This window comes from Arthrobacter sp. BE255, assembly GCF_031457335.1.
In the GTDB taxonomy this organism is placed as follows: domain Bacteria; phylum Actinomycetota; class Actinomycetes; order Actinomycetales; family Micrococcaceae; genus Arthrobacter.
In genome coordinates, this window is the sequence record NZ_JAVDWK010000003.1 from 229,155 (window position 1) to 241,596 (window position 12,442).

9 protein-coding genes are annotated in these 12,442 nt (G+C 65.0%); 3 read left to right on the forward strand and 6 right to left on the reverse strand.

What is annotated here, in order from left to right; genetic code table 11:
- Positions 1-2: 2 nt before the first annotated feature.
- Genes J2X42_RS07405 through J2X42_RS07420 form a run of 4 tightly spaced genes read right to left on the reverse strand, consistent with a single transcriptional unit; the run spans position 3 to position 3,919 of the window.
- Entirely contained in the window at positions 3-1,103 is a 1,101-nt protein-coding gene (locus J2X42_RS07405) for a glycosyltransferase family 1 protein (protein ID WP_310163737.1), read from the reverse strand.
- Positions 1,100-2,029, reverse strand: coding sequence for an alpha/beta hydrolase (locus tag J2X42_RS07410; RefSeq protein WP_310163739.1), 930 nt, complete (start codon positions 2,027-2,029; stop codon positions 1,100-1,102). Before J2X42_RS07410 ends, J2X42_RS07405 begins: the two co-directional genes overlap by 4 nt.
- Positions 2,030-2,039: 10 nt before the next feature.
- The gene (locus J2X42_RS07415; RefSeq protein WP_310163742.1) at positions 2,040-2,921 is read right to left on the reverse strand and encodes an aldo/keto reductase; all 882 of its coding nucleotides are present in this window, start codon (positions 2,919-2,921) and stop codon (positions 2,040-2,042) included.
- 35 nt (positions 2,922-2,956) lie between these two features.
- A complete protein-coding gene (locus J2X42_RS07420; protein WP_310164294.1) occupies positions 2,957-3,919 on the reverse strand; it encodes a sugar-binding domain-containing protein in 963 nt (320 codons plus the stop codon).
- A gap of 192 nt (positions 3,920-4,111) precedes the next feature.
- Here J2X42_RS07420 and J2X42_RS07425 point away from each other — a divergent pair, with 192 nt between their 5' ends.
- From J2X42_RS07425 to glpK, 3 genes are all read left to right on the forward strand, one after another.
- Entirely contained in the window at positions 4,112-5,854 is a 1,743-nt protein-coding gene (locus J2X42_RS07425) for a glycerol-3-phosphate dehydrogenase/oxidase (RefSeq protein ID WP_310163745.1), read from the forward strand.
- A gap of 90 nt (positions 5,855-5,944) precedes the next feature.
- Positions 5,945-6,694, forward strand: a complete 750-nt coding sequence (locus J2X42_RS07430; RefSeq protein WP_310163748.1) for an MIP/aquaporin family protein — start codon at positions 5,945-5,947, stop codon at positions 6,692-6,694.
- 39 nt (positions 6,695-6,733) lie between these two features.
- A complete protein-coding gene (gene glpK / locus J2X42_RS07435; RefSeq protein ID WP_310163752.1) occupies positions 6,734-8,248 on the forward strand; it encodes a glycerol kinase GlpK in 1,515 nt (504 codons plus the stop codon).
- Positions 8,249-8,372: 124 nt separating this feature from the next.
- On the opposite strand, the gene J2X42_RS07440 is transcribed toward glpK, so the two are convergent.
- Together J2X42_RS07440 and J2X42_RS07445 are read right to left on the reverse strand one after the other, a co-directional pair.
- A complete protein-coding gene (locus J2X42_RS07440; protein ID WP_310163754.1) occupies positions 8,373-9,266 on the reverse strand; it encodes a hypothetical protein in 894 nt (297 codons plus the stop codon).
- 31 nt (positions 9,267-9,297) lie between these two features.
- On the reverse strand, positions 9,298-12,441 hold the full coding sequence (locus J2X42_RS07445) for an efflux RND transporter permease subunit (RefSeq protein WP_310163756.1): 3,144 nt from the start codon (positions 12,439-12,441) through the stop codon (positions 9,298-9,300).
- Position 12,442 lies beyond the last annotated feature (1 nt).

Consider the following 12,442-nt stretch of genomic DNA (forward strand, 5'->3'; position numbering starts at 1 on the left):
GGTTAGGCCGGATGCGACGGGCGTTTCCGGCCCGAACGCATGGCCACGATGTCGTGGGCCACGTCAACGAGCTGCCTGGCTGATTCATCCCAGCTGAACTCCGCGGCCCGCACCACGGACTGGCGCGACACGTCCTGCCAGTGCCCGTCGTCCCGCAGTTTCTTCGCGGCCGCGGCGAACTCCGCGGCAGAACCGGGATCAACGTAGGACGCGGCGTGGCCGCCCACCTCGCGGAAGATGGGGATGTCGCTGGCGATGACCGGCGTGCCCAGCGCCATGGCCTCCACGAGCGGCAGCCCGTAGCCCTCCGCCCGGGAAAGGCTTACCAGGGCGGTGGCGCGCCGGAGCAGCGTGGCGTACTCGTCGTCGGTCACGCCGTTATGGAACACCACCTTCGCGCCGGCGGGAACCATGATTTCCAGCTCGGCCCGGCGTTCCGGGGTGATCCTGCTCAGCAGGTGCAGGGTGAAGTCCGGCAGGTCGGCCATGCCGGCCACCATGGTCTCCACGTTTTTGTAGGGCATGAATGAGCCCATGTAGACGAGTGAATGCTCGGCCCCGGCGGTGGCGTCCCGCGGTTCCTGGTCCGGCTGCGGCGCGTTGCTGATGATCCGCACCGGCCGGCTGGTGAGCCGGTACTTTGCCATCAGGGCTTCCGTAGTCCTGCTGATGGTGGCCACGATGTCTGCCCGGTTGAGCAGGAGCCGTTGCGGCCAGAAGGCCTTGTGGTAGAGGCGCCACAGCACCCGCACGGGTGCGGGAAGGAAGCCGGGAGGTGCCGGGTGCTCGTAATAAATGAGGTCGTGCAGGGTAAGGACCAGTCCGTAGTTGCGGCCCCAGGTTCCCATGGTCTGCATGGGGCAGACCACGACGTCAGCTCCGAGCGGGTTGATTTTCCGCGCCACAAACAGCTCCATGGGGGACAGTGGGCTGTTGATCAGGGTGTAGGGCACATCAGGGAGGAGGGCGAGCTGCCGGCGGTCGCTGATCAGCATGGATACGTCGGCGACCTTCGCCGTTGCCGCTATCAGGCTGGCTCCATAACGGCTGATTCCGTCGTGGTGGTCGGTCCGGGTAAAGCGGGCATCGACGACAATTTTCACGCGGGATGGTCCTTAAGGAAGCTGCGGATGAAGCCGGCTGCAGGCGCCGGCGTCTCGTAATGGATCAGGTGCCCGACGCCGGGGATCACCTTGAGCGTCCCGTCCGGCAGCAGGGCGGCGAGGCGGTGCTGGTCGGGCAGCATCGCGATCTCGTCCTTTTCGCCGGCGATGAGCAGGACCGGCAGCGCCAGTTGCCCGGCCACCTCTGCCACGTTTCCGCTGACGGAGGCCGTGAACGATTCCAGCAGGCTGTCCCGGTCGGCGAAGTCGCTGAAATAGGAATGGTGCTGGCCGTGGATGAAACGGCGCAGTTCCTTGTCCGGAGTTTTGGCCATGGCCTCGCTCATGACGCGGACGATCAGCGGGTTGCGGAGCAGGGCAAGGCCGGGCCCCTGGGGGAGCCGGGCCGCGAGCCGGTAGTACAGCACGGCGAGTTTGGTCATGATCCCCTTCGGCCCTTCCAGCGCCGGTGCGGCGATCGGGTTAATGAGGATCAGCGGCGAGACCGCGCCGGGGTGGGCTGCCACGAAGTGCGCGGCAACGATCGAACCGAAGGAATGGCCCAGCAGGACGGTGTCCGGTCCGAGGCCCAGTGCCGCCATGAAGCCGGTGATGAAAGTGCCGTAGTGCTCCACGGAATGTGGTCCCGAAGCGAAGGCTGCGGAGCTGCCGAAGCCGGGGAGGTCCGGCATGATGAGCCGCATCCCGGGCAGCTGGTCCGCAACCCTGAGCAGTCCATGGTGGTCACCGCGGAAGCCGTGGATCACCAGGATGGTCCGGGTCTCCGGCGTCACCTGGACCGGTTCGTAGGTCCAGTAGGCCACCGTGCCGCCGTCGAGCTCGATGCGGGCAGCCCGGGTCCGGGCCTCGAGTTCCCGGCTGAAATACGACGGCGTGGCCGGAGGCTGCGGGTCAGCTGTTTTCATTGCCTCGGTCCTAGTTGACGTTGTCGGGATGGGACCCGGTGCGGTGGCCCCGGTCAAGTTCGGCCAGCGCAACCATGTCGCGGTCCGAAAGTTCAAAGCGGAAGACGTCCAGGTTCTCCCGGATCCGGGCCTCGGTACTGGCCTTGGGGATGGCAATGTTGCCCAGTTGGATGTGCCAGCGCAGGATGACCTGCGCCGCGCTCACGCCGTGTTCAGCAGCGCACGCCAGGACCACCGGATCCGCCAGGACCTGTCCGCGCCCCAGGGGGCTCCAGGCTTCGGTCCGGATTCCCAGCGCATCGTGCTTCTCCCGCAGCTCAGCCTGCTGGAGCCACGGGTGCAGCTCGATCTGGTTCACGGCCGGCACCACCTCCGCCGTTTGCAGCAATTGGTCCAGGTGGGCGGGCTGGAAGTTGCAGACACCGATGGCCCGCACTTTCCCTTCCCGGTACAGGGTTTCCAGGGCACGGTAGGTGTCCGTGAACAGCCCGCGCCGGGCGCAGGGCCAGTGGATCAGGTACATGTCCACGTAGTCCAGTCCAAGGTTCACCATGGAGTTATCAAACGCACGCAGCGTGGAGTCATAGCCGTGGTCATCGTTCCAGACCTTGGTGGTGATGAAGACGTCCCCGCGGGCCAACGCAGGCGACGCTTCCCCGGAGCCGCCGCTTCCGGTTCCCATTCCGCCGTCGTACCCGAAGAGGGAACTGATTCCGCGGGCCACGCCGGTTTCGTTTCCGTACATGGCAGCGGTGTCGAAATGGCGGTAGCCGGCGCCGAGCGCGGTGGAGACCAGGGCGGACGCCTCCGCCACCGGAACCTTGTAGAGCCCATATCCCAACTGGTCGATCAGCACGCCGTTGTTCAGGCTGAGCCGGGGTGAGGTTTTCATAGCAACGACTCTACCCATTCTGTACACAGACTCCCTCAGGCGGCGCCGTCAAAACCCACCAGCCGGCGCGCGGATGCCTCATCAAGAATCAGGTCCGTTGCCAGCCCCGCCGTCAATGCCCCGCGGAGCCCGTTGATCTTGGACGCTCCGGACACCACGCAGATGCGGCGCCTGACCTGTTTAAGTTCCGCGAGCGCAGGCCCGGTGGAGCGTTCGTTCAGGACGATGCCGTCAGAGGACCCGTCGCCGCGGAAAAAGACGGTGGCGACGTCGCCCACTACGTCCGATCCTGCCAGGATCCTCAGGTCACTTTCGTCCAGGTAGCCGCCGGCGTAGACGTGGCTGGGATAGTCCGCGTCCACCGAGCCCACACCGAAGATCGCGATGCTCATCCGCGACTGCAGCTCCAGGATCCGTTGCACGCTGCGCTCATTCCACATGGCTGTCTTGGTCGCGGCGTGGTCAAAAAACGCCGGCACCGGGAACTGCTCAACGCGGGCCCCGTAGGCGCTGCCGAAGCGGCGCATGATGTCGCTTGCGTAGGTGATGCCCGTGGTGTGCATGTTTCCGGCGCCGTTGAGCTGGACAATGACGCAGTCGTGGGTGATTTTGCGGGTCAGGTGCCGGCTGACCGCGCTCAGCGTGGACCCCCAGGCCACCCCGATGATGGCGTTCGAATCCACCAGCGGCCCGATGGTGCGCGCGGCCTGCATGGCCACGCGGTCAAGGGTTTCCGCCTCATTGAGGGTTTCCAGGACCGGGACAACGTGCGCGTCAACGTTGTATGTGTCACGGATCAACCCCTCCAGTTCCGGGCCGGTGTCAAGCGGATTCCGGATCTGGATCTGCACCAGGCCCGACTCCCGGGCCGAGGACAGGAGCCGGGACACCGTGGAACGGGAAGTGCGGAGCTCCCGGGCGATGGCGTCCATGGTGAGGTCCTGCAGGTAGTACATCTGTGCGGCACGCAGGGCGTCGGAGTGGCGGGACGGTGACATGAGGATCCATTCTGCACGTTTGTGCATAAAGGTTGACTCCATTTTCCATTACTTCAAAGAATAGTTGGACACCTGCGGAACGCCGGGCGGCGGCCGCACACACCAAACCCCAAGGGAGTTGTTTTGGGAACCAAGGATTTTTTCGGCCACAGCGGAGCTGCGCCTTCTCCGGCCAGCGGACCGCGTTCAGCTGTGCAGGCCCTGAGACAGCGTCCGCAGGCCAGGGTGCTGATCATCGGCGGCGGCATCAACGGCGTCGGCACGTTCCGCGACCTTGCCCTGCAGGGAGTTGACGTTGCCCTGGTGGAGCGCGGCGACTACTGCCAGGGTGCCAGCGGCGCCTCGTCGCACATGATCCACGGGGGTATCCGGTACCTGGAAAACGGCGAGTTCCGCCTCGTCCGGGAATCAGTGGTGGAACGGAACCGGCTGCTGCGCATCGCACCCCACTACGTGAAGCCGCTCCAGACCACGATTCCGATCTTCAGCACCTTCTCCGGCGTGCTGTCCGCGCCCCTGCGCTTCCTGACCCACAAACAACAGGGCAAGCCCAAGGAACGTGGCGCATTCCTCATCAAGCTTGGCCTGAGCCTCTACGATTCGTTCTCCCGGGACGGCGGCTCCGTTCCCCGCCACCAGTTCCGCGGCCGCAAACGCGCACTGGCCGAACTGCCGCACCTGAACCCCGGCATCAAATATGCAGCCACGTACTTCGACGCCTCCGTCCACAACCCCGAGCGCCTCACCCTCGACGTGCTCCAGGACGGCGAGAAAGCCGGGCTGGGCGCTGCCGGCCACACCAACGCCACGGCGCGGGCCAGCAACTATCTCTCACTCCAATCGATGAAACCGGGGCCGGCGGCAGGAACCGGCGGTCCTGCCACGGGCAGCACCGTCCAGTTGCGCGACGAACTTACCGGCGAGGTGTTTGACTTCACCGCCGACGTCATCGTGAACACCACCGGTGCCTGGGTGGACCTCACCAACGAAGCGATGGGCGCCGCCTCCCGCTTCATGGGCGGCACCAAGGGCTCACACATCGTCCTGGACCACCCCGGCCTCCTCGAGGCGTGCCGCGGCCGCGAAATCTTCTTCGAACACACCGACGGCCGGATCGTCCTGATCTACCCGATGGGGGACAGGGTCCTGGTGGGAACCACCGATGTGGATGCCGACATGGGCCAGGACGCCGTGTGCACCGACGGCGAAATCGACTACTTCCTCGAACTCATCGGCCATGTCTTCCCGGACATCCCGGTCGACAGCGGTCAGATCGTCTACACGTTCTCCGGCGTCCGTCCGCTTCCCCGGCACGACGCAACCCAGCCCGGATTTGTCTCCCGGGACTACCGGATCGAACGCCGCGAAGCCGGGGCCGGCGCCGTCGTTCTCTCCCTGGTGGGCGGCAAATGGACGACGTTCCGCGCGCTGGCCGAGCACATGACCAACGACGTCCTCGCCGAGCTGGGGATGGAACGGAAGGTTTCGACGGCGAAGCTCGCCATCGGAGGCGGAGCCGCCTTCCCCGACGACGAAGCCGGGGTCCAGCAATGGATCAAGGCCCACATGTCCGCCACCCGCAACGCTGACCGGACCGCGGTCCTGCTGACGCGCTACGGCACCCGGGCTGCGGAAGTCATGCGCCACCTCGACGCCGGCCCCGACCGCCTCCTGCACTCCACGCACGAACTCAGCGTCCGCGAGCTGGAGTTCATGGCCGCCAATGAGCAGGTGGGGCACCTTGCCGACGTACTCATCCGCCGCACATCCCTGGCCTTCCGCGGCCTGGTCACGGGCGAATTGCTTCACGAGGTGGCGGACGTGCTCGCCGGCCCGCTGGGCTGGGATGCTGCGGCCACGGCCGCAGAGATCCGTGCCGCCCAGGAAGTGCTGGAGCGTTTCCACCGCGTACAGATCCACAGCCTGGTTGCCTAAGCGGCACGGCTGACGGCCCGGGCGCCACAGCTCCCGGGCCGATCCTTCAAACCTGCGAAGGACCGACAACAGAAAATAGAGGAGTCAAAGATGTCTCTTGGAATAGTTTTCCTTTCCGAAGTCTTCGGAACGGCCATGCTCACCCTGCTGGGTTGCGGCGTCGTGGCCAACGTTGCCCTGAAGGGCACCAAAGGCAACAGCGGCGGGTTCCTGATGGTGACCTGGGGGTGGGGCATCGCCGTCTTCGCGGGCGTTTTTGTTGCCGCCAAGTCCGGCGCGCACCTCAATCCCGCCGTCACCGTGGGCCTGCTGGTTAACGGCAAGGCGGAGTACGCGCCGGGCGTCCCGATTGATGCTGCGTCCACGCTGACCTATTTCGGCGGCGAAATGCTGGGGGCTTTCCTCGGCGCAGTAGTCTGCTGGGCCGCCTACAAGCAGCACTTCGACGCCGAACCGGAGTCCGCAAGCAAGCTGGGCGTGTTCTCCACCGGCCCCGCGATCCGCGCCACCGCGTGGAACCTGGTCACCGAGATCATTGGCACCTTTGTCCTGGTATTCGTGATCCTCACCCTCGGCGGAACGCCCTCAGGCCTGGGACCGCTGGCCGTTGCGCTGCTCGTGGTGGGCATCGGCGTATCCCTGGGCGGACCGACGGGCTACGCCATCAACCCGGCCCGTGACCTGGGTCCGCGCATCGCCCACGCACTGCTGCCCATCAAGGGAAAGGGAACCAGCGACTGGGCCTACTCGTGGATTCCCGTAGCAGGACCCCTTGTGGGCGGCGCCCTGGCCGGTATTGTCGCAAAGATCGCACCCATCATCGTTACCGCCGCCGCCTGACCTCACAGTAACACCCAGTACACAGACAAGGACGTCATTATGAACCAGTACGTAATCGCCATCGACCAGGGCACCACCAGCTCGCGGGCCATCATTTTCGACCACAGCGGCAACATCGTTTCGTCGGGCCAGATGGAGCACGAACAGATCTTCCCGCAGGCAGGCTGGGTGGAACACAACGCCGCCGAGATCTGGAACAACACCCGGGAGGTCATCGCCTCCGCGCTCTCCAAGGCGAACCTGACCCGGCACGACATCGCCGCCGTCGGCATCACCAACCAGCGCGAAACCGCCGTGGTGTGGGACAGGACCACCGGCGAGCCCGTCTACAACGCCATCGTGTGGCAGGACACCCGCACGCAGGACATCGTTGACGAGCTCTCCAGGGACGGCGGGCCGGAACGGTTCAAGCAGAAGGTGGGCCTTCCGCTTGCGACCTACTTCTCCGGCACCAAGATCAAATGGATCCTGGACAACGTCGCGGGCGCACGGGCCAAGGCGGAGGCCGGTGACCTGGTCTTCGGCAACACCGATGCCTGGGTCCTGTGGAACCTGACCGGCGGCGTTGACGGCGGTGTGCACGTCACGGACGTCACCAACGCCTCGCGGACCCTGTTCATGGACCTGGAGACACTGAGCTGGGACGAGGAAATCCTGGGGATTTTCGGTGTCCCGCTGAGCATGATGCCGGAGATCAAGTCCTCCTCCGAGGTGTACGGCACCGTCCACACTTCACAGCTGCTGCGGGAAATCCCGGTAGCGGGCATCCTGGGCGACCAGCAGGCCGCAACCTTCGGCCAGGCCGCGTTCCAGGCCGGCGAAGCCAAGAACACCTACGGCACCGGCTGCTTCCTCATCTTCAACACCGGTGAGGAGATCGTGCACTCCAAGAACGGCCTGCTCACCACCGTCGGCTACAAACTGGGGGATGCCGCAACGCACTATGCCCTGGAAGGTTCCATCGCCGTCACCGGTTCCCTGATCCAGTGGCTGCGTGACAACCTCGGCATGATCAGCAGCGCCCCGGAGGTGGAGACACTGGCTGCGTCGGTCAAGGACAACGGCGGCGTATACATCGTGCCCGCGTTCTCCGGACTGTTCGCCCCGTACTGGCGCTCGGATGCCCGCGGCGCCATCGTGGGTTTGACCCGGTTCGTCAACAGGAACCACATCGCCCGCGCAGCCCTGGAAGCCACGGCATTCCAGACCCGCGAGGTACTGGACGCGGTCAACGCGGACTCCGGCGTTCCGCTCACGGAGCTGAAGGTCGACGGCGGCATGGTCGCCAACGACGCGCTGATGCAGTTCCAGGCAGACATCCTGGGCGTCCCGGTGATCCGGCCGAAGGTCGTGGAAACCACCGCCCTGGGCGCCGCCTACGCAGCGGGCCTCGCCGTCGGATTCTGGAAGGACCTTGGTGAGCTGTCGGCCAACTGGGCCGAGGACAAGCGCTGGGAACCGCAGCTTGAGGCGGCCGAGCAGGACCGCCAGCTGCGCCTGTGGAAGAAGGCGGTCACGAAGTCCATGGACTGGGTGGACGAGGACGTCCGCTAGGCACCCTGAAGCGGACGCAGGATACTCATGAAGAGGGAGGGCGGCCCGAGGAGTGCCGTCCTCCCTCGTCTTGTGCGGGTCAGGGCCCCGGGTCACCGACCCTCCGCCGGCACGGCAGTCAGAGTCAGCCGAGCTGGGCCCGCGGCGTCTTGGCGTAGACGCTCCTGCTGACGGTGTAACCCCTCTCGTCCTGTTCCAGCGCCTGCGCGTTGACCGCCGCAAACTGCGCGGCGCCCAGTTTCTTCACGCTCACGAGGTCCATGAATTCCTGGTCAGGCCCGCCCACGGCGGTGACTTTGACCAGCCCGGTTCCGGCTGCGTAGAACTTCCGCTGGTGTCCGGCGTCCGGTTCCAGGGGGTTGCGTTCGTCAATGACCAGCACGTTGTTGTAGCAGCCGGTGGGGACGCAGAGGTACTGGTGCTTTTGGAAAACCTTTCCGCAGTCAAGGAAGTCGACCTTGGGTGCATAGGCCTGGACATACTCCGGTGTGCCGGTCCGGGGCAGCGCCTGCATGGCGATCCCGGCCTGCGCCTTGGCGATTCCGCTGACGAACGTGCTGGGTGCGCCAACAAATTCGCCGTTTTCAAATTCCTCAGGATATTCGCCGAAGAGCCACACGGCGCCCTTGCGGGTCTGCGCGAAGAAGGCCAGCTCGGATTCGACCAATTCGCCGTCGTCGTAGTCGCGGTCCCACATCACGCGGGTCGTGACTCCGTCGATCACCTTCGTCAGGCCGGTCACTGTGTGGACCACGGAGTGCTCGTGGACCCCGTCCTGGGAGGTTACGGTGCCGGTTGTCGTGAACTGCATGCCCGGCGTGAGCGGGAACCACTTGTTGTCCACCTGGGGCCAGGCCTGGAAATCCGTCCGGTCAAAATTGATCGCGGACCCGGGCCCGCAGAGCTCCGGGGACGGCGGTGCGGCCGCCGCCGTCCCTGCCGACATCACGGTCAGTGATCCGAAGGCCAGCAGCAACGCGGACCCGTACGCCGTAAAACGAGGTGCTCGAAAAGCCATCTCACGTGCCTTTCATTTCGTGGGGAGCTGCCTAAGCCGCAGGCGCGGGTTTCAGCACGTGTGCCTTGTGCCGGCGGCCGTTGCCGGCTTTGGCGAAACGCAGGTACAGCGAAGGGACGATGAACAGGTTGACCAGTGTTGACGTGACCAGCCCGCCCAGGATCACCACGGCCATGGGATGTTCGATCTCGTGGCCCGGGATGTTTCCCATCACCACCAGGGGCACCAGGGCCAAGGCCGTGGCGAGGGTGGTCATAAGGATCGGAGACAAGCGCTCTGCAGCCCCCCGAAGTACCAGCGCCGGTCCGAAGGCCATACCCTCGTACTGCTCCAGGTGTTGGCAGTGGTTGATGAGCAGGATGCCGTTGCGGGCCGCGATTCCCATCAGGGTCAGGAAGCCAACCAGAGAACCGAGGGACAGGATTCCGCCGCTGAGGTGGGCGGCGATCACCCCGCCCACGAGCGCCACAGGCAGCGTCAGGATGGCCAGGGTGGCAAGCCGCCAACTCTTAAAAGCAGCCTGCAGGAGGAAGTAGACCATGAGGACGGCGCCTGCCGAGAACAGCAGCAGCCGTTGTGATGCGGCCTGGCGTTCGGCGTACTCGCCGAGGACAGCCGCACTGTAGCCGACCGGGAATTGTATGGTTTCCATGCCGGTCTTGAGCTTGTCCACGACCTTGGCCAGATCGCCTTCCTTGACGTTGGCGCTGACGTCGATGCGCCTTGAGCCCTCTGAACGCTCAATAACATTGGGTGTGGGCTTCACCGCAACCTTGGCCACGTCAGCCAACCGGATTTTCATTCCTGACGGTGTATCCAGGACGAGGTTCTCGATGCTTGTGACGCTCGTGCGGATCTCCGGCGCGCTCCATACCTGCACATCGTAGGCTTTGCCGTCCCGGTAGACGTCGCCCACCTCTTCGCCGGCCACCAGGGTGGCCGCGGCGCGCCGCACATCGCCCGGTTTCAGCCCGTAGCGGTTCGCTGCTTCCAGGTCCACTTCCACATCGATCTGCGGAATATTGGCTTGCAGGGCAACCTTTGCACCGATGGCACCGTCAATGCCGCCGAGGATTTCCTTGATCTTGTCGGCCTCCTGGCGGAGTATCGCCAGGTCGTCGCCATAGACGCGGACGACGACGGCGTACCCGGTTCCGGTGAGCACCTCGCGGATGCGTTCCTTGAGGTACGTCTGCACGTCCCGTTGGATTCCCGGGTACCCTTCCACAACTGCCTGGACCGATGCCAGGGTCTCGTCGTAGTCGACCCCCGGGTCAACGCTGATCCAGTTTTCACCGAAGTTGACACCCACCACCTCATCGGCAGCGAAAGCCTGGCCGATGTGTGACCCGCAATTGTTCACGCCTGGAATGGTCATGAGTTCGTTGCAGGCCAGTTGGCTGACACGGACTTCCTCGGAGTTTGAGGTACCCGGCTGCGTGATCCAGTGCATCAGGAAATCACGCTCCTTGAAGGAGGGCAACAGGGACTGGCCCAGCAGCGGAGCCGCCACGATGCCGATCACGCCAACGGCGGCCAGCGTCAGGTACCCGGGGACGGGACGCCGGACCAGCGGCCGGAGTGCATTGCCGTACCAGCGCTTCAGAACCCTGACGACGGGCGGATCCCTGTCCTCCAGTTTGGCATTGCGCAGGAAGATGTAGGCCATGGCCGGGGTAACCGTCAGCGCCACGAGCATCGACGCAAACACCGCGAGGGTATAGGACGTTGCCAGCGGCCGGAAGAAGGCCCCTGTCAGGCCGTCCAGGAAGAAGATCGGAACCGTTGCGGCAACGATGATCAGCGTGGCATAGACGATTGGCCCGCGCACTTCTAGCGATGCGTTGACCACTACCCGGGCAGTGCTGCCTGTACCGCCCACTGCCCGGTGGTGCCGCAGGCGTCTGACGATATTTTCGACGTCGATGATGGCGTCGTCCACAACCACCCCGACGGCAATCACCAGCCCCGCAAGCACCATGGTATTGATCGTGCCGCCGGTCCAATACAGCACGAGGGCCGCCGCCATCAGGGACAGGGGGATGGCCAGCACGCTGACCAGCGCCGTCCGCCACTGGAAGAGGAAGACACTCAGCACCATGATGACCAGCAGGCAGCCAAGCAGCAGGGCGATGCCGAGGTTCCCCAGGGATTCCTCGATGAACGTCGCCGGCCGGAAGATGGTGGTGTCCACGGCGATCCCGGTCAGGCCGGGCTCCAGCTGCTTCAGTGCATCTTCAACCCCCCGTGTTACTTCGAGGGTGTTGCCCCACGGCAGTTTTTCCACGATCAGCATCAGTCCGGGACCGCCGTTGATGACGGCGTCACCGATGAGCTGCTGGTGGTCCTCCACCACGGTTGCCACGTCGCTCAGCTTGAGCGGGGGCTGTCCCTCCCGGTCCTCCAGTGCCACTTGCGCGAGGTCCGCGGGTGTGGTGATGGGTTGGACGTGCCTGATTCCGATTGACTGGGCGGGCGTGTCGAGGGACCCTCCCGTGCCGATCATGGCGCCGGAGGAATACTTGAGCAGGCCGGCGTCGAGGGCATTGGCAGTGGTACTCATCACGGTTTCAAGGCTGACGTTGTTGGCCGCCAGCCTGGCCGGGTCGGCCTGGACCTGAAGCATCTGAAGGCGTTCGCCCCAGATTGCCACGTTTGCCACGCCAGGAACGCGGAGCAGATGGGCCCTGATGTTCCAGTACGAGATCATTGACATCTCGATCAGGGACCGGGTGTCGGAGGACAGCCCGATCTTCATGACCCGGCTCGTGGATGAGAGCGGCTGCAGCATCAACGGTGGCGCCGCCCAGGTGGGCAGCGTCGGGATGACCGTCGCCATCCGCTCGGACACCAGCTGCCGCGCGGTGAGCAGGTCCGTGCCGTTCTCGAATTCCATCACGATCGAGGACAGCTGCGGTACCGACTTGGACCGCATGTGGTGGAGCCCGTCGATGCCGTTGAAGGCCTCTTCCATGGGGACCGACACCAGTTCTTCCACCTCGGCGGCAGTAAGCCCCAGGCAGGCTGTCTGGACTTCGACCTTCGGCGGCGCAAACTCGGGGAACACGTCAACGGAGGCGTTGCTGAGCTGGGCGCCGCCCATGATCATCAGCGCCGCGGCCATGGCGATGACGATCGATCTGAACCTCAGGCTGGCCGCGACGATCCGCCGCATG